21 protein-coding genes are annotated in these 16,755 nt (G+C 69.7%); 11 read left to right on the top strand and 10 right to left on the bottom strand.

Annotated elements, in window-relative coordinates; translation table 11 throughout:
- Positions 1-14: 14 nt before the first annotated feature.
- On the top strand, positions 15-908 hold the full coding sequence (locus Aco04nite_RS07095; RefSeq protein WP_212996354.1) for a Gfo/Idh/MocA family protein: 894 nt from the start codon (positions 15-17) through the stop codon (positions 906-908).
- Here Aco04nite_RS07095 and Aco04nite_RS07090 read toward each other — a convergent pair.
- Both Aco04nite_RS07090 and Aco04nite_RS07085 read right to left on the bottom strand, forming a co-directional pair.
- The gene (locus Aco04nite_RS07090) at positions 898-1,968 is read right to left on the bottom strand and encodes a hypothetical protein (RefSeq protein WP_212996353.1); all 1,071 of its coding nucleotides are present in this window, start codon (positions 1,966-1,968) and stop codon (positions 898-900) included. The genes Aco04nite_RS07095 and Aco04nite_RS07090 overlap by 11 nt on opposite strands.
- Entirely contained in the window at positions 1,965-2,480 is a 516-nt protein-coding gene (locus tag Aco04nite_RS07085; protein ID WP_212996352.1) for a SigE family RNA polymerase sigma factor, read from the bottom strand. The genes Aco04nite_RS07090 and Aco04nite_RS07085 overlap by 4 nt, the downstream gene beginning before the upstream one ends.
- 136 nt (positions 2,481-2,616) lie before the next feature.
- Between Aco04nite_RS07085 and Aco04nite_RS07080 the strand changes: the two genes are divergently transcribed.
- From Aco04nite_RS07080 to Aco04nite_RS07065, 4 genes are all read left to right on the top strand, one after another.
- Entirely contained in the window at positions 2,617-3,225 is a 609-nt protein-coding gene (locus tag Aco04nite_RS07080; RefSeq protein ID WP_212996469.1) for a sigma-70 family RNA polymerase sigma factor, read from the top strand.
- A complete protein-coding gene (locus Aco04nite_RS07075; RefSeq protein WP_212996351.1) occupies positions 3,222-3,968 on the top strand; it encodes an anti-sigma factor in 747 nt (248 codons plus the stop codon). The genes Aco04nite_RS07080 and Aco04nite_RS07075 overlap by 4 nt, the downstream gene beginning before the upstream one ends.
- Before the next feature lie 67 nt (positions 3,969-4,035).
- On the top strand, positions 4,036-4,677 hold the full coding sequence (locus Aco04nite_RS07070) for a fasciclin domain-containing protein (protein WP_212996350.1): 642 nt from the start codon (positions 4,036-4,038) through the stop codon (positions 4,675-4,677).
- A gap of 2 nt (positions 4,678-4,679) precedes the next feature.
- Positions 4,680-6,161, top strand: a complete 1,482-nt coding sequence (locus Aco04nite_RS07065; protein ID WP_212996349.1) for a molybdopterin-dependent oxidoreductase — start codon at positions 4,680-4,682, stop codon at positions 6,159-6,161.
- A 56-nt stretch (positions 6,162-6,217) separates the two neighbouring features.
- Here Aco04nite_RS07065 and Aco04nite_RS07060 read toward each other — a convergent pair whose 3' ends face one another.
- Positions 6,218-6,409, bottom strand: a complete 192-nt coding sequence (locus Aco04nite_RS07060) for a hypothetical protein (RefSeq protein ID WP_212996485.1) — start codon at positions 6,407-6,409, stop codon at positions 6,218-6,220.
- Between the two features lie 305 nt (positions 6,410-6,714).
- On the opposite strand from Aco04nite_RS07060, the gene Aco04nite_RS07055 reads away from it, so the two are divergent.
- Positions 6,715-7,053 carry a hypothetical protein gene (locus Aco04nite_RS07055; RefSeq protein ID WP_203839873.1) on the top strand — a complete coding sequence of 113 codons (339 nt, stop codon included), beginning with the start codon at positions 6,715-6,717 and terminating at the stop codon, positions 7,051-7,053.
- An 11-nt stretch (positions 7,054-7,064) separates the two neighbouring features.
- Here the strand turns inward: Aco04nite_RS07055 and Aco04nite_RS07050 are convergent, their stop codons facing one another.
- Positions 7,065-8,072, bottom strand: a complete 1,008-nt coding sequence (locus Aco04nite_RS07050; protein WP_212996348.1) for an AraC family transcriptional regulator — start codon at positions 8,070-8,072, stop codon at positions 7,065-7,067.
- A 302-nt stretch (positions 8,073-8,374) separates the two neighbouring features.
- Between Aco04nite_RS07050 and Aco04nite_RS07045 the strand changes: the two genes are divergently transcribed.
- Positions 8,375-8,731, top strand: a complete 357-nt coding sequence (locus Aco04nite_RS07045) for an STAS domain-containing protein (protein ID WP_212996347.1) — start codon at positions 8,375-8,377, stop codon at positions 8,729-8,731.
- 91 nt (positions 8,732-8,822) lie between these two features.
- The gene (locus tag Aco04nite_RS07040) at positions 8,823-9,158 is read left to right on the top strand and encodes a YnfA family protein (RefSeq protein ID WP_212996346.1); all 336 of its coding nucleotides are present in this window, start codon (positions 8,823-8,825) and stop codon (positions 9,156-9,158) included.
- Positions 9,159-9,204: 46 nt separating this feature from the next.
- Here Aco04nite_RS07040 and Aco04nite_RS07035 read toward each other — a convergent pair whose 3' ends face one another.
- Both Aco04nite_RS07035 and Aco04nite_RS07030 read right to left on the bottom strand, forming a co-directional pair.
- Positions 9,205-10,788 (bottom strand): MDR family MFS transporter, encoded by a 1,584-nt coding sequence (locus tag Aco04nite_RS07035; protein WP_212996345.1) that lies wholly within the window; start codon positions 10,786-10,788, stop codon positions 9,205-9,207.
- On the bottom strand, positions 10,778-11,422 hold the full coding sequence (locus Aco04nite_RS07030) for a TetR/AcrR family transcriptional regulator (RefSeq protein ID WP_212996344.1): 645 nt from the start codon (positions 11,420-11,422) through the stop codon (positions 10,778-10,780). Before Aco04nite_RS07030 ends, Aco04nite_RS07035 begins: the two co-directional genes overlap by 11 nt.
- Positions 11,423-11,624: 202 nt before the next feature.
- On the opposite strand from Aco04nite_RS07030, the gene Aco04nite_RS07025 reads away from it, so the two are divergent.
- On the top strand, positions 11,625-12,068 hold the full coding sequence (locus Aco04nite_RS07025) for a VanZ family protein (RefSeq protein ID WP_212996343.1): 444 nt from the start codon (positions 11,625-11,627) through the stop codon (positions 12,066-12,068).
- Positions 12,069-12,226: 158 nt separating this feature from the next.
- Here Aco04nite_RS07025 and Aco04nite_RS07020 read toward each other — a convergent pair whose 3' ends face one another.
- A complete protein-coding gene (locus Aco04nite_RS07020; RefSeq protein WP_203839880.1) occupies positions 12,227-12,571 on the bottom strand; it encodes a VOC family protein in 345 nt (114 codons plus the stop codon).
- On the opposite strand from Aco04nite_RS07020, the gene Aco04nite_RS48645 reads away from it, so the two are divergent.
- Positions 12,563-13,516: a hypothetical protein gene (locus Aco04nite_RS48645; RefSeq protein ID WP_244875791.1), complete on the top strand. Its 954-nt coding sequence runs from the start codon at positions 12,563-12,565 to the stop codon at positions 13,514-13,516. The two genes, Aco04nite_RS07020 and Aco04nite_RS48645, sit on opposite strands and share 9 nt — an antisense overlap.
- Before the next feature lie 996 nt (positions 13,517-14,512).
- Here Aco04nite_RS48645 and Aco04nite_RS07010 read toward each other — a convergent pair.
- Together Aco04nite_RS07010 and Aco04nite_RS07005 are read right to left on the bottom strand one after the other, a co-directional pair.
- Complete coding sequence (locus Aco04nite_RS07010) at positions 14,513-14,788, bottom strand: DUF3817 domain-containing protein (RefSeq protein ID WP_212996342.1); 276 nt, start codon at positions 14,786-14,788, stop codon at positions 14,513-14,515.
- A 2-nt stretch (positions 14,789-14,790) separates the two neighbouring features.
- The gene (locus Aco04nite_RS07005; RefSeq protein ID WP_212996341.1) at positions 14,791-15,225 is read right to left on the bottom strand and encodes a hypothetical protein; all 435 of its coding nucleotides are present in this window, start codon (positions 15,223-15,225) and stop codon (positions 14,791-14,793) included.
- A 98-nt stretch (positions 15,226-15,323) separates the two neighbouring features.
- Between Aco04nite_RS07005 and Aco04nite_RS07000 the strand changes: the two genes are divergently transcribed.
- Positions 15,324-16,271 carry a GlxA family transcriptional regulator gene (locus tag Aco04nite_RS07000; protein WP_212996340.1) on the top strand — a complete coding sequence of 316 codons (948 nt, stop codon included), beginning with the start codon at positions 15,324-15,326 and terminating at the stop codon, positions 16,269-16,271.
- Here the strand turns inward: Aco04nite_RS07000 and Aco04nite_RS06995 are convergent, their stop codons facing one another.
- Entirely contained in the window at positions 16,272-16,742 is a 471-nt protein-coding gene (locus Aco04nite_RS06995) for a hypothetical protein (protein WP_212996339.1), read from the bottom strand.
- Positions 16,743-16,755 lie beyond the last annotated feature (13 nt).

Genomic DNA, 16,755 nt, shown 5'->3' with positions numbered 1-16,755 from the left:
AAGGCGGCACGGCCATGAGGTTCGGACTTTTCGGTACGGGGCCCTGGGCTCACATGGCGCACGCCCCCGCACTGGCGGCCCACCCCGACGTCGAGTTCGTCGGCGTGTGGGGCCGTAACCCGCAGAAGGCCGCGGCGCTCGCCGAGCAGTTCTCCGCCAAGCCGTATTCGGACATCGACGCGCTGATCGCCGCCGTGGACGCCATCGCCGTGGCCCTGCCGCCCGACGTGCAGGCGGACATCGCCCTGCGTGCCGCCCGCGCGGGCAAGCACCTGCTGCTCGACAAGCCGATCGCGTTCACCGCCGAGGCCGCCGACGAGATCGTTGCCGCCGCGGCTGCCAGCGACGCGAAAGGTGTGGTGTTCTTCACCCGTCGGTTCATGCCGCAGATCCAGGAGTTCCTCACCGCGGTCCAGGCCACCGGCGGCTGGCTCGAGGCCCGCGTCGACCACCTCGGCTCGATCTACGGCGAGGGCAACCCGTTCGGTGAGTCCGCGTGGCGCAAGGAGAGCGGTGGCCTCTGGGACGTCGGCCCGCACGCGGTCGCGCTGGTCATGCCGGTGCTCGGCCCGGTCGAGCAGGTGACCGCGCTCGCCGGCAATCGGGACATGACCCACGTGCTGCTGCGCCACACCGGCGGCACGATCACCACGCTGACCCTGTCGGTCGACGCCCCGCCCAAGCTCGAGCGCGAGGACGCCGCGTTCTACGGCGAGTCCGGTGTGGCCCCCGTGCCGCCGGTGCCGTGGGAGCCGGTCGAGGCGTTCGGCCGGGCGGTCGACTCGCTGATCAGCGCGGCGGCCGGCGGCGAGTCCTCGCCGCTCGACCTCGGTTTCGGCGCCCAGGTCGTCAGGATCCTGAACGCCGCCGCCGAGTCGATCACCACGGGCCGCACGATCACCCTGTGATCTGACACCTCCACGTGGTCGCGGCCTCACCGTCATAGCCGCCGAGGGTCCCGCCGTCGGTGGCGATGGCCGTGATGACGGCCCGGCCCCCGCCCGGCACGGCGATCAGGGTGTCGCCCACCAGGAGTTTCGCGCCGCCGGCGAGCGGATCGCTCCCGGCGATCCAGTTCCGGGAGTTGATCGCCGTGGGCTCCATCACGTCGTCCGGGAGCCGCTGCGCGTCGGAGAGCAGATAGGCGCGGATGCCGGCCTCCTTGCCGTTCACGGTGACGCTCCCGGCGATCATCTGGCCGTTGGTGACCGCCGTGTCCAGGGACAGGTTCTTCTCGCCGTCGAGGTCGATCTCGTTGGTATAGCCCGCACTCGGTCCCCATCGGTAATACGTCCCGCGGATCAGGCCGAGGACGATGCCCTCGTCGGAGACCCAGACGGCCTGGCCGGATTCGCCGTTGCGGGTCGGGAGGTCACGGGCGGTCGCCTCGATCGAGTCCCAGACGGCCGGTACGACCTTGTTGTCCTGTTCCCGGGCGCCGACGACGATGCCGTTCTCGCTCACTGCCGTGGCCAGGGCGGCGGTGGGGGAGGCGAGCTGGGTGAACGTGCCGGCGGCGTACGTCCAGGCTTTGCCCTTGCCGACGCCGACCGCGAGGCCGGCAGAATTCACCGCGGTGAACCGGGTCGGGCCACCCGGCTCGGCCACCACTTCCAGGGTGCCGTCGTGCCAGAGCGCCGCACGGCCGTCGATCTCGCCGGCCAGATACCGTGCCGACCGGTCCCCGGCCACGACAAAAGACTTCTTGCTGCCGACCGGCATGGGCAGCTTCACCCCGGGCTCGCAACTGTCCGGCCGGGAAGCGGGGGCGCTGGGGGCGGGCCGCGACCAGACGGCCGCGCTGACCGGAACCGCTGCGACCAGCACTGCCAGTGCTGCCCCGGCGGCCAGCTTGCGGCGCCGCAGCCTGCGCCGCCCCTCGCTGACGGCCTGCCGCACGTCGACACGGCCCGGGCCGGCCGGCTCGCCCGCGAGGCGCTGCAGCAGTCGGATGTCGTTGTCGCTCATCGGGCCTCCCCGTACGTGAAAGTGCCGGCGTACTGGTCGCCGAGGATGCGCCGCAGCGCCGCGAGTCCGTGCGCGGTCTGGCTCTTCACCGTGCCCTGGCTGCAGCCCATGATCTCGGCCACCTCGGCTACCGGCCGGTCGTCCAGGAACCGCAGCACCAGCACTGCCTGCTGGCGAGGGGGCACCTGGGCCAGCGCCGCGCGGAGCACTTCGCGATCCTCGACAGCGGCCCCGGCCGGCGCCGCACGCTCCGGCGAGGTGCCCAGCAGCACCTTCCACCAGCCACGGCGGCGGTCGTCCAGGAAGGTCCGCACCAGGATCGTGTGGACATAGTTATCGATATTCTCGGCTTTGCGGACCTGCGGCCAGCGTACGAAAATCTTGGTTATCGTCTCCTGTACCAGGTCGTCGGCCTGGTGATCATTCCCGCAGAGCAGGTACGCCAGCCGTCGCAACGCGGGTATCCGCCCGCTCACGTAAGCGACGTACTCCGCTTCCGATCCGTCCGCCATCAAGCACTCCTGTCGGCTCGTCCGACCAGTAGACGCGGGCCTTCCCGATCAGGTTGTACGCGGAAACGACCCATCCACGTAGCCGGTTGCGCCGAATCAGCGTTGAATGCCCATGGATGACCGAGAGGCGGAGCCGATGACGGACCACGGAACGGCGCGGAGGCCGGATCATCTGTCCGCTGTCCCAGCGCCCCCGACCGACGTCGGTGACCTGTTGCGGGCCGTGGCGCGCGGCGACGAAGCCGCGTTCACGAAACTGTACGACCTGGTGGCGCCGCGCGTGTACGGCCTGATCCGGCGGGTCCTGCGGGACCCGGCGCAGGCCGAGGAGGTCGCCCAGGAGGTTCTGGTCGAGGTGTGGCGCACGGCGGCGCGATTCGACGCTGCCCGCGGTTCTGCGACGGCCTGGGTCTTCACGATCGCGCACCGGCGCGCGGTCGACCGGGTCCGCTCCGAGCAGTCCGCGGCCGACCGGACCCTGAAAGTCGGCGCCGCCTCCGTCGATACCCCCTATGACGAGGTCGCCGACGAGGTTTCCGGCCGACTGGAGCGCCAGCAGGTCCGGCGCTGCATGGACGACCTGACCGAGCTGCAACGGCAGGCCGTGACACTCGCTTATTACCAGGGCCACTCGTACCGCGAGGTGGCCGAACTGCTCAACGCGCCGCTGCCCACGGTGAAGACCCGGATGCGCGACGGCTTGATCCGGCTGCGTGACTGCCTGGGTGTGGAGGTGACGGCATGACCCCAACAGATGTTCATTCGCTGGTCGGCGCCTATGTGCTGGACGCGGTTGACGACCTCGAACGGGCCGCTTTCGAACGGCACGTCGGGGAGTGCCCGTCGTGTCGTACCGAGCTCGACGAGCTGCGGGAGACCTCGGCCCGGATGGCGGACAGCACGTGGTCGGTGCCGCCGCCGCAGCTGAAGTCGAGCGTGATGGCCGCGGTCGGGCGTACCCGTCAGCTGCCACCGCCCGAGACCATCAAGCCGGAGCGCAAGCTTCGCGGTTCCCGCACGCAGCGGTGGACGCTGGCCGCGGCCGCCGCGGTGGTCCTGGCAGCCGGCACGGGCACGACCGTTTTTGCGATCCAGGATCAGCGGGTACGCGACCAGAGCGCGATCGCCTCGGCCGCGGAGCTCCGTCAGGAGCGCATCCAGTCGATCCTCGCCTCGCCGGACCTCGTCGTGCGGACGTCCCCGATGCGGGGCGGCGGCAAGGTGACCGTGGCCTCGTCAGCGACCAGGAACGCCTCGGTGGTCGCGCTGGGCGCCGACTCGGCACCCCAGTCCGACCAGGCGTTCCAGCTCTGGTCGCTCCGCGGGGACACGGCGACCGATGCCGGGGTGCTGGCGGCAGGGGAGGGCTCTGCGGTCCAGGTCGTCGATGGCCTGCCCGGCAACGACGGTCTCGGCGTGACTCTGGAGCCGGCCGGCGGCTCGAAGGTGCCCACGGCGCCGCTGTTCGCCAAAGTTTCTCTGACATAGGCCCATCCGGTACCCGATCCGGTCCGAATCAGTTGTGTAGGAAGAAATCACAACTGAGGGGTACAAAATGCGCAGCACCAAGTTCGCCGCCGTCGCCGCAGCCGCACTGTTCACCGTTTCGCTCGCCGCATGTGGCAGCGACTCGGACGACTCCACAGAGTCCGGCTCGGCGGCGACGCCCATGTCGACCTCCGCTGCCCCGATGGCGTCCGCCTCCGCGGCGTCGGACAGCATGGTCAACTTCGGCGACGGGTGTTCGGCCGTTCCGACCGACTCCACCGACCCGGGTAGCTTCGCCTCCATGGCGCAGGTGCCGGTCGCGACCGCCGCCTCGGGCAACCCGGTGCTGTCGACGCTGGTCACCGCGGTCAAGAAGGCCGGCCTGGTGGACACGCTCAACACCGCCGACGCGCTCACCGTCTTCGCCCCGGCCAACTCGGCGTTCGCCAAGATCCCGAAGGCCGACCTGGACAAGGTCCTCGCCGACAAGAAGACCCTGACCAGCGTGCTGACCTACCACGTGGTGGCCGGCAAGCTCACCCCGGCCGAGCTGGCGGGCACGCACAAGACCCTCGAGGGTGACACCGTCACGGTCACCGGCAGCGGCACCGACTTCAAGGTCGACGACGCCTCCGTGGTCTGTGGCAACGTGCAGACGGCGAACGCGACCGTCTACATCATCGACTCCGTTCTGATGCCGAAGAGCTGACCATGCTGCAGCGCACGGGAAAACCGGCGCTGATCGGCGTACTTTCCGCCGCCCTCGGGGTGGCCGCTGCGGAACTGCTCGCGGCGGCCACCCGGCCGGCAGCCGGACCGCTGGTCGCAGTCGGCGGAGCGGTCATCGACGCGGCGCCGACCCCGGTCAAGGAATTCGCGGTACGCACGCTCGGCACCAACGACAAACCTGTCCTGCTCGGTACGATCGCCCTGGTCCTCGTGCTCTTCACCGCCACGGTCGGCATCCTGAGCTTCCGCCGGCGCTGGACCGGCATCGCGGGAGCCGCGATCTTCGGCATCGCCGGCGCGGCAGCAGCCCTGGCCCGCCCCGCGGCCGAGCTCTACGACGCGGTCCCCTCCCTCTTCGGCGCGGCGATCGCCGGTCTCCTGCTCTACCGCCTCTCCCGGCCGTCCCGCGAAGTCGTCATCGACCGGCGCAAGTTCCTGCGCGCCGCAATCGTGATCAGCGGTGGCGCGCTGATCGCCGGCGGCGCCGCTGAGACGGTCAAACGGGTCCGCGGTGGCGCGATCACCAAGTCACGCGAGGCCATCTCCCTGCCCGCGGCGGCTGATCCGGCGAAACCGCTGCCCACCGGAATCGACCCCGGGTTCTACTCCGACAAGCTCTACCGGGTGGACACCGCGCTCACCGTGCCGCGCATCGACGTGTCCACGTGGAAGCTGCGGATCCACGGCATGGTCGGCAAGGAGGTCTCCCTCAGCTTCGACGACCTGCTCAAACGCCCGCTGATCGAGCGGGACATCACCCTGAACTGCGTGTCCAACGAGGTCGGCGGGCCCTATGTGGGTACGGCTCGGTGGCTGGGCGTACCGCTCGCGCCGCTGCTGGCCGAGCTGGGTGTCGACCCGGCAGCCGACCAGCTGGTGGCCCGCTCTATCGAAGGCATGACCATCGGCACGCCGGTCGCCACCGTCAACGACGGCCGCGACGCGATGCTCGTGGTCGGCATGAACGGCGAACCGCTGCCGCTCGAGCACGGCTTCCCCGTCCGGATGCTCACCCCGGGCCTGTACGGCTATGCCGGCGCCTGCAAGTGGATCACCGAGCTTGAACTCACGACGTTCGCGGACTACGACGCCTACTGGGTGCAGCGCGGCTGGGGTGCCGAGGGCCCGGTGAAGACCGCCTCACGCATCGACAAGCCGAAGCCGTTCGCCGACATCCAGGCCGGCAAGGTGACCGTCGCCGGTGTCGCCTGGGCACAGGGCCGGGGCATTCGCAACGTCGAGGTACGTGTCGACGACCGCCAATGGGAGAAGGCCGATCTGCTCCCGGTGCCGTCCTCGGACACCTGGGTCCAATGGCGTTATGCCTGGCAGGCCACGGCCGGCCCGCACACCCTCTCGGTCCGCGCCACCGACGGGACGGGCGCGATCCAGCCGGAACAACGCGTCACGCCGTTCCCCGACGGCGCTACCGGCTGGCACACCATCACCGCGACAGTGGGATAACTGTCGCGCCGGTTCGACCTGGCCGACGAGGCGATGCCTCGTCGGCCAGAGGTGTTTCAGAGCTTTTCAGGAGACGGTGCGCCCGATCGCCCGGGCGCCGTCGCGGGCCGCTCGCCCGGCTCCACAAATTCGGGCGTGTCCGCGTCGGGGCCACCGCCGGTGACGAATGCCTCGACCGCCACGTCGTCCTCGATGGCGTCCAGGACCTCGGGCTCTTCCTCCAGCGGCTGACGGATCTGCTCGGTCATCGCCCCTCCAAGATGGATGCCTGCATTTCAGTTCTCCGGCATACCCCGTGCAAACACTTCTCAACGCGAGCCGCTCGTCACAGCGCGGTACGCCGGAATAAATGGGACGATCACTCACTTCGGCGCCGTGCGAGCGTGATTCGGACAACCCTCGCGCGCATCGGATGGACGGTGAGTAGCGGGACGAATACATTTTTGCGGTGTCATCTGTGTGGGTGTGTCCGGCGGGGACCGCGCACACCGGTGGCGAGGGGAACGTGACTAGAGATGAGTGATCGCGGAGAAATGCAGCCGGACGGTCCACGATGACCAGCCTGCCCGACGCCGAGCGAGATGCGAGCGAGGTGGTGCGGCTCCTGATCGGGCTCGCCACGGCCATGGAGCGACGGGGTGCCGACCTCGACGACGAGCGCGAGATTCTGGCGGCGCTTGCCCGGGACGGCGGCGCGGCGGCCGCCCGGGTCCTGGAATATCTGCGCGTGCTGCAGGGTGCGGGGGATGGCGAAGCCGCTGCCGTCCCGGCCCACCTGGGCCCGTGGCGCGACTGGGTGCCCCCACGTGGCAACCTCTTCGGTGGCGCGTCCGCTGCCTCCCGGATGGATGGCCTGCCGCGCCCCCGGCATCGCCGCGACCCGGGAGAATAGCCCCTGGTCAGCTAGCCGTTACCGCGCAGTGTGTCCGAGGGGCAGACCCCGTAACGCAGACGGTACGCCGAGGCGAAACGCCCCAGATGCGCGAATCCCCACCGGTGCGCGATTGCCGCCACGGTCGCGCGGGCCGGGTCCTCGCGCAGCAACGCGTCATGGGCGCGGCCCAGCCGTACCTGCTGGAGGTATGTCATCGGCGCGCTGTCCACGTACCGTCGGAATCCCTCCTGCAGTGACCGCACACTCACCCCGGCTATCGCGGCGAGGTCGGCCACCGTGAAGGGCCGCTCCGGTTCGTCGTTGATGGCGTCGATGGCCCGCTGGATGGCCCGTGGCGGGCCGGCCGGCGCGGGAGCGTTCAGCTCGTCGGTGTAGCGGTGCGGGACGCTCAGCAGCAGCCCGCTGAGGACGCCCTGACGCAGCTGTCCGGCGATGATGGGCTGGCTGAGCAGGCTGCCCGGATGGGTGATCTCCCCGCGCAGCAACGCCACGAGCCGGGCCCAGCTGCGCAGTGGCCCCCGGGACACGTCGATGACCGGAGGCAGGCCGAGCGGTCCGTGCACCCGGTGGCCGAGCATGGTGGCGAGCTCCGCCTCGAGGGCCGAGCGTTCGATCTTGACGTCCAGCTCGACGGAGTCCTTCTCGTGCAGCACGTAGACCGGGCCGCCCGGTCCGAACACCGCCGCCCGGCCCGGGAGGATCACCGCCTTGTGGCCCGCGTGGTGCGCGTACAGCTTTCCGGAGGTCGGGACGCTCAGGTGGTACGCGTCCAGCTCCGAGGCGATCGTCGTGATCGTGGTGCCCCCGTAGCCCAGCTGGCCGACGGTCAGCGGTCCGAGTTGGATCACATCCGCCCGGAACGAGAAGCCTTCCGCCCCCTCCGGCACCCCCACCGCTACCGGGTAATAGAACCGGTTTAGCAAGAATCGTGTTTCGTCAATATCAACGCTGTTGACACTTGCTGAGGCGGGAGCCTCCACAGGCGATGCGACCGTCCTGAAGTGAACGTCATTCATCTCGTATGGCACTCCTACGCATACGCTGAGTATTCGTAAGGTGTACCCGATCGTCAATGTTCGTGCCACCGGGTGACCGTTCCAGCACATTCCGGCTCGATGAACTACTCTGGCGTTCCGCGCCTACCTGGCGTAACTTGCAGACCAGCGGATTGTTGTTGAGCCGCAATGTCGGCCGGTGCCTTGGTGAGGTACCGGGCTGTCCCCCAATTGCCGGCAATCCGGCTGATTTCCGGGGTGCAGCAGACTCCGCAGGAGGTTCGGCGTCGCCCGCACGACGCCAGGACAGGAAGAGGGCAGCCGTGTATCTGCCGATCACCACTCGTCAGTTGGCCGATGGCACCATTCAGATCGCGCCCAGTGGCGAGATCGACCTCGACAACGCCCACGTCATGCGAGACGCCGTCAACGACGTCCTGACCTCGCAGACGCCGGGCCGGATAGACCTCGACCTGCAACGCGTCATGCTGATCGACAGCATCGGCATCGGTATTCTCGTCGCCTGCTTCCACACGGCTGCGGCATCCGGTGTCAAGCTGGTGGTCAGCCACCCGAGCCCGACCGTGTACCGCCAGCTCTGGATCTCGGGCCTCGTCGGCCTGCTGGGCTGCGCGGAACCCCCGTCACCGCGTACTTCTGTCGGTCTGCGCCCGAGCTGACCCACCCCACTTGTCTTCCCTGTTGCCGCAGGGAGGCGGGTGAAACCCCGTTGCCGCGGGGAGTGGGTGTCCGTCCGCGAGAATGCAGTACATGACAGTGCTCAGGTCCGTCGCGTTGTTCCTGCTGGCCGCGCTCGCTGAGATCGGCGGTGCGTGGCTGGTCTGGCAAGGCGTCCGGGAGCACCGGGGACTGGTGTTCGCCGGTGCCGGGGTGGTCGCGCTCGGGGCGTACGGGTTCGTGGCGACGCTGCAGTCGGATGCGAACTTCGGCCGGATCCTGGCCGCGTACGGCGGCGTCTTCGTGGCGGGTTCACTCGCCTGGGGGATGCTCGTCGACGGGTTCCGGCCTGACCGCTGGGACCTGATCGGTGCGGCCCTGTGCCTCGCCGGGGTCGGCGTCATCATGTACGCGCCCCGCGGGGCATAGAAAAGGCCCGAGTGTCCCCGGGCCTTTTCTCCATATTGTGTAGAAATCAGTGCAGCGGAAGCCCGGCTTCTTCCTGGGCCCGGCGCTCGTCACCGCTCATCGTGTGCAGCGGCTTCTCCTTGACGAAGACCACCGCCACGAAGGCGAGGGCGGCGATCGGGGCGGCCACCATGAACAGCTCCGAGGTCGCCTGGGCGTAGATGTTCGCCACGATCACGCGGGCCTGCTCCGGCAGCGTGGTCAGGTCGGGCACCGCCGCCGTCCCACCGGTCGCTGCCTGCGGGAACTTCTCGGCGAACAGCGATGTCACCTTGCCGGCCAGCACCGCGCCCAGGGCGCTGACCCCGATCGCGCCACCCATGCTGCGGAAGAACGTCAGCGTGGAGGTGGCCGCGCCCAGCTCGTTCGCCGGGACGTCGTTCTGCGCCGCGAGCACGAGGTTCTGCATGAGCATGCCGACGCCGGCCCCGAGCACGAACATCCAGATCGACAGCATCAGTACGCTCGTGTGCTCGTCGATCGTGCTGAGCAGCAGCATTCCGGCTGTCATCACGATCGCACCGGCGACCAGGTAACGCTTCCACCTGCCGTACTTCGTGATCAGCTGACCCGCGACCGTCGACGAGACCAGCAGACCGAAGATCATCGGCAGGCTCATCAGGCCGGCCACCGTCGGCGACTTCCCGAGCGAGACCTGGAAGTACTGCGACAGGAAGACCGTGCCACCGAACATGGCCACACCGACCAGCACGCTGGCGATCACGGTCAGGGAGACCGTGCGGTTGCGGAAGATGCTGAGCGGGATGATCGGCTCGGTCGCCCTCGACTCCGCCCAGACGGCGAGCGCGAGAAGCACCACACCGGCGGCCACGAAGATCGCCGAGGTGCCGGACACCCAGTCGTACTTGTCGCCGGCGAGCGTTGACCAGATCAGCAGCGTGCTGACCCCGGCCGTGATCAGGAAAGCGCCCAGCCAGTCGATGCTCACCTTGCGGCGCACGGTCGGGAGGTTGAGCGTGCGCTGCAGCAGCAGGATCGCGGCGACGGAGAACGGCACCCCGATGAAGAAGCACCAGCGCCAGCCCAGCCAGCTGGTGTCGACGAGCAGACCACCGATCAGCGGCCCGGCGATCGTGGCGACACCGAAGACCGCACCGAACATGCCGGAGTATCGGCCCAGCTCACGGGGCGGGATCATCGCCGCCATGACGATGGTCGCGAGCGCCGTCATGCCACCCGCGCCGATGCCCTGCACCACGCGGCTGACGATGAGCAGCTCCACGTTCGGCGCGGAGCCGGCGATCAGCGAACCCGCCACGAACAGCCCGAGCGAGAGCTGGATGAGCAGCTTCTTGCTGTAGAGGTCGGCCATCTTGCCCCACAGCGGCACGGTCGCCGTCATGGCCAGCAGCTCGGTGGTGACGATCCAGGTGTAGACGGACTGCGAACCGCCCAGGTCGGCGATGATCCGGGGCAGCGCGTTGGACACCACCGTCGAGGCCAGGATGGTCACGAACATGCCCATCATCAGGCCGGACAAAGCCTGGACGACCTCGCGGTGCGTCATCCGGCCGGCGGTCCCGGCGCTGCTCACCGCCTCGGCCTTCACGTCTTGCGTGTCAGAGCTCATTTCTTCTCTCATTGATCGGATCTGCCGGATCTTGCTCGTTCTGGGGGTCTGCCAAGCCGGTTGCCAGGTAGCTGAACGCCTCATCAACCAGGTCGGTCAGGGGGCGCCGGGCGCTCGGCCAGCGCATCATCGCGGTGCGCACCGCGCCGCCGGCCGCGGCCGCGAAGACCGCCGGATAGGGATGGGCCTGAGGCAGGCCGAGACGCTTGGCCACGACCCGGACCAGCTGGTTCTCGGCGGCGCTGCTGCGGGCGATCAGGCTCATGACCAGCGACGGATTGGCCTCCATCACCCGCATGCGCAAGAACCAGACATCCCGGTCATCCTGCATGGCGGTCAGCCCCGGCGCCATCGCATTTAAAAAGGCCTCGACTACGGGTACGCCCGGAGCCGCCGACAGGAGCCGCTCCCCGGTGCCGTCGTCCTCGACGAACAGGTCGCCGGTGATCGCCTCGTCCTTGCTCGCGAAGTAGTTGAAGAACGTGCGTGGCGACACGTCAGCGGCGTCGGCGATGTCCTCGACGGTGACGTGCTCGAGCCCGCGTTCGTCGACCAGCCGCAGCGCAGCCTCGATCAGCGCCTGACGCGTCTGCTGCTTCTTGCGGTCGCGCCGCCCGGTCTTCGCCTCGTCCACCGGGTCACCGTACGGTCGAACTTGCAGTGCCTGCAAACTTTTATCGACTGCAAGTGGCGTACACCATTACGCCTACCGGGTGAAGGAAGTTGGACGCGCTCCGTAATGCGCGGCACCCTGGCCGCATGGCGAAGCGCGGCGCGGGCATCTCCGCGACGGCCCCGAAGGCCGGACGTCCGGAATCGATTACCGTTGAATGATCATGCGGCGGCACTTCATCGGCACAACCCTCATCGGGTACGCACTGAGCGTCATCGCCGTGACCATCTTCCCGATCCACCCGCACCCGGCGTCCTACTGGGCGGGCGACCCGTTCAGCGACATGCTCCGCTGGATCCCCGGCGACGTGGACGGCCCCAGCTTCACCCTGAACGTCATCATGTTCATCCCGTTCGGCATCCTGCTGCCCCTGCTCTGGCGCAGGTCCGACGGCTACCTGCCGATGCTGCTCCGCTCCGGCCTGGCCAGCACGGCAATCGAACTCGTGCAGCTGATCCTCGGCCTGACGGTGGGCAGCCGGCGAACGGTCGACATCAACGACCTGATCGCCAACACGGCCGGTGCCCTGATCGGCCTGCTCATCCTGCACCTGGCAGTCCCCGACCCCGACCACCGCGCCCGGGTCGCTTCCTCCGGCCGGTCTTAGTCCTGCTCTGGTCCTGACTGCCCTGCTCTGGTCCTGGCTGGCCCGATCTGGTCCTGACCGGCCTGCTCTGGTCCTGGCTGGCCTGCTCTGGTCCTGACCGGCCGGGCTTCGTTCCGACCGGCCGGCCTCAGTTGCGGCCGGCCGGACAATTCGGACGGTTACACCAGCAGGTCAGGCTCGACATGGTGAATCTTGATCGGCATCCCGTCCGGCGTCTCCACATGCAGCCGAACCCCGACCTCGGGATCATCGGCCACCTCCACAATGGTGATGTCCCGCTCCCGCAACATCTGCTCGAGCCGATCCAACGGCATCGTCGCGGAGAAGTTCAACTCCACGGTGCTCTCCCCCCGAGAAGGATCAGGAGGCCGTACAACCAGCCCGATCTGCGCATTCCCGACCTGCATGAGCACCCACTCCCCATCCCGGTCACCATGGATGAGCTCGCCGCCCATGGCCTCATAGAAATTCACAGCGGCCGGCATGTCCGCCACATGCACCATCGGCTGCAACTTCAACCCAGGAAACGGCGGCCGAGGCGCCGGCCGCACAGGAACCTTGGCGACCCCCCGCTGATTCCGAGGCCGAGGCCCACCACCCTTCCCCCGACCCTCACCCACCTTGTTCCCACCCCGCCCCACCCCCATCTCAACCCGCCGCTCCCCACCCTGCCCCGGCGCCCGCCCCAGCCCCCGCTCCCCACCCTGCGCCCGCGCAAGCTGCTCGCCCTGCGCCCGCTGCTCGCCCTGCGCCCGCTGCTCGCCCTGCGCCCGCGGCTCGCCCTGCGCCCGTGCAAGCTGCTCGCCCTGCCCCTGCGGCTCACCTTGCCCCCGCGCGAGCTGGTCACTCAGTCCTTGCGCCCGCTGGTCGCCGTGCCCTTGCGCCTGCTCCGGACTCTGCCCTTGCGCCTGCTGCTGGCCCTGCCCCTGCGCACGCACCCCGCGCTGTCCTTGCGCAGGCTCCCCGGTCTGCCCATGAGCACGCTCACCGCCCGGTCCCTGCACCCGCTCCCGCGCCGGACTCTGAGCCCCGGGCCGAGCCGGCATCCGCTCGCCCCCAGCCCGCTGTGGCGCCTGCCCCACGGCCTGCTCCGGAGCGGCCGCCCGCCCTCTCGCAGTCGCACCATCAACGGCACCCGGCATCGTCTTCCCCTCACCCATGTAGTCCCGCTCGGCATCCCCCCCACTCGGACGACCCCGACCCGGCTGCTCATGCCCCACCACCTGCTCCACTACCTGCTCCCGACCCTCGTGCTCCCCGCCCGCCTGTTCATGGCCTGCCTGCCCATGGCCTGCCTGCCCATGGCCTGCCTGCCCATGGCCTGCCTGCCCATGGCCTGGTTGCCCATGGCCCGCCTGTTCTTGGCCGGCCTGCCCTCGGCCCGCTGGCCCTCGGCCCGCCTGTTCTTGGCCCGCCTGCCCTCGGCCCGCTGGGCCACGGCTCGCTGATCCCCGATCCATCCGCTCACCGGGTACCGGCGCACCGTCACCCTGCGCGCTGCCATCCCGGGTCAAGTGCTCCTGCTCAGCTCGACCCACGGCGGCCTCGTCCCCTGCGACTTGCTCTTGAGACCCAGCCCGGCCCGGAACAGCCCGACCCGCCACGCCCCGACCCGCCACGCCCTGGCCCGGCACGCCCTGGCCCGGCACGCCCTGGCCCGGCACGCCCTGGCCCGGCACGCCCTGGCCCGGCACGGGCTGACCTTGGGTGGGCTGACCCTGGGTGGGCTGGTCAGGGGCCGGTTCGCTGGTTGGGCCGGCTGGGTGGGTGGGGGCTGGTTGGGCCAGGAATGGCGGGGCGATGGGGCGGGGGTCGGAGGCGCTTCCGGTGACGGGGCGGCGCGGGCCCGGGGTGGGCGGCGCTGCGGGCTGCCGGTTCCGGGCGTTTGCCGCCTTGGCTCCGGTGTTCACCGGTCGTTCCTTGGCCATGGGCGGACTCCTGTCGGGCGGCGGAAGGCGCCGGCGAGCCCGCCGCCACCGGTTGGCTCAACGATTCGCCTCCCGCATCGATGCAGGCCCTAGCGTGCCGACTTCACAGGGGGGCGGAATCGGCACTTTCGCCTCGGGAGGGGCACGCCGACCGGTGTTCTCGACCGCCGACCGGGCAGACGCCATCCGCCGAGGCTCCCGGCGGGACCTGCCGGATCCGCCGGGGTCACGGCCCGAACGTTCGCTTCCCGCCCGCGAACAGCCCGGATCCTCCGGGGCGGCCTACAACAGGGCGGCCTACAACAGGGCGGCCTGCGAACAGGGCGGGCTGGGAACAGGACGGGCTGCGAACGGCCGCGATTCGGCAGGCCCGCAGAGTCGGCCCGGCGGGGTGGCAGAAAGGCCGCGTGGCAGCAACGCCGGGTGGCGGCAGGACCGAGTGGCAGCAACGCCGTGTGGCAGCAGGACCGGGTGGCAGCAAGAACCGGGTGGCAGCAAGGACGCGTGCTTGAACGATCACGCCGGGGTGGGCACGTCCGGTTCGGGGGTGGCTCGGATGCGGCGGGCGGTCAGGAGGCCGCCTGCGCCAGGGAGGAGGGCGAGCAGGCGGGTGCGGGTGTCGGGGGACTCTCGCAGGGTGGTGCCGATGACGGCCAGGTAGGCGCAGCCGTGCAGGGGGCCGAGGAGGGTGGCGATTGCCTGCCAGTGGACGGTGGCCAGGTTGGTGAGGAGCAGGATGATCGAGGTTAGTTCGATGGTTGCGGCGGTGCGGAGGAGTGGTGAAGGGGGCATGGTCAGGCTCCCGTTGTGGAGCCGGGGCGGATGATCATCAGTACGACTACGGCGGCCCAGGTCAGGTTGAAGATGCCGGTGAGCATGCCGAGGCGGGCTGCGGTGGCGGGGAGGGGTGGACCGGTCAGGGCGGCGGACTGGCGGGGGAGGATCGCCAGCGTGAGGATTGCTGCCGCTGCGGCGGTCAGGGCCATGGAGATGATCAGCCAGATCTCGGTCAGGACGCCCAGGCTGCTCGCTGTGGCCAGGCCGAAGAGCGGGACCAGGATGCCGAGGACCGCGTAGACCCGGCAGATCCGGTGGAGGGTACGCAGCGCCGGTGCCGTGTCGGGGGTGAGCCGGCGCAGGGTTGCGGGGAACATGCTGGCGGCGACGGCTACCGGGCCGATGGCGAGGATGGCTGCCAGGACGTGGAGGGAGAGGAGCACTTTTGTCACGTCTGTCGACCGTAGGGAGGGGTCGGGACGGGGGACAGTGGCCGGAATGCCATAAGCCAACGGATTTCCGCCAGGCGGTGCGGATAGGCTCCGGGACCATGCATATCGTGGCCGTGCTCGCGTTGGAGAACGTGGTGCCGTTCGACCTTGCCACGCCGCTCGAGGTTTTCTCCCGCACGCGTCTGGCTGACGGATCATTTCCGTACGACGTACGCGTCTGCGCCGCAACCGACGAGGTCGACGCCGGGGCGTTCACCCTGCGCGCGCCGTGGGGGTTGGACGTGCTCGCGATCGCTGACACGGTTGTGTTGCCGGGGATCGCTGACGTGACTCCGGGCGTACCCGATGAGGTTGTGGAACTGCTGAGGTATGCCGCAGCTCGCGGCACCCGGATCGCGTCCATCTGTGCCGGCGCGTTCGTCCTTGCCGCGACCGGCCTGCTCGACGGGCTCCGGGCGACCACCCACTGGGTCGCCGCACCCGAGCTGGCGGCGCGGTATCCGGCGGTCGAGGTGGACCCGGGCGTGCTCTACGTCGACAACGGACAGTTCCTGACCTCGGCGGGAGCGGCCGCGGGAATGGATCTCTGCCTGCACATGATCCGCCGGGACCACGGCTCGGCCGTCGCGGCGGACGCTGCCCGGTTGTCGGTCATGCCGCTGGAACGCGCGGGTGGTCAGGCGCAGTTCATCGTCCCCGAGCAGCCGCCCGCCCCCCGCGGTTCGACCATGGAACCGCTGCTGCGCTGGCTCGACGAGAGCGGTGACCGGGAGCTCACGACCGCTGAGATAGCCGCGCACGCCGGCATGAGCACCCGCACCCTGAACCGGCGCTTCCGTGAGCACACCGGCACGACGCCGCTGCAGTGGTTGCACCTGTCGCGCATCCGCCGGGCCCAGCACCTGCTCGAAACGACGGCGGAGGGCGTGGACCGGATCGGATCGACCGTCGGGTTCGGCTCCCCGACGGCCTTTCGTGACCGGTTCAAGCGCATCGTCGGGACCAGCCCGCACGCGTACCGGCATGCGTTCCGGTCGAGGGCCTGATCAGTCGTTGAGCTGGGCGCGCTCGATCTCGGCGAGGGTGGCCGTCAGCACCTGAACGATCGGGTCCTCGCCGATGAGGTGGTCGATCAGCAGGGCGGCGTTCAGGGCGAGCGGCTCCGGTTTGGGGCTGGGCTCGCCGTCGTCCTCCCAGACACCGAGGGCGTTGGCGAGCAGGTACAGCAGGACCTGAGGGTCGACCTCGGGGCTCCAGGGCAGGGCCGGCATGACGGTGGTGCTCAGCACCGCGCGCACGTCGTCGGCGTCGATGCCGTCCGGGTGCCGGGTCTCGAGCATCAGCCGTACGGTCGTACCCAGGATGAGCCCGGTCTGGGCCTGGTCCTGGGCGCTGAGCTCGGCCACCGCTTCGGTCAGGGCCTGCTTGTCCTTGGCTTTCGCGGCTGTGACCGCCGCTGCCAGGGCCGCGGCGATGGGCCGGGCCGGCGCGGGCAGATGCCGCCACTGATTGGTCACGCCAAGACGCTAT

Origin of the sequence: Winogradskya consettensis, from assembly GCF_018332715.1 — a bacterium.
Taxonomy (GTDB): Bacteria; Actinomycetota; Actinomycetes; order Mycobacteriales; family Micromonosporaceae; genus Actinoplanes; species Actinoplanes consettensis.
This window is presented reverse-complemented; position numbering and strand designations above follow the sequence as displayed.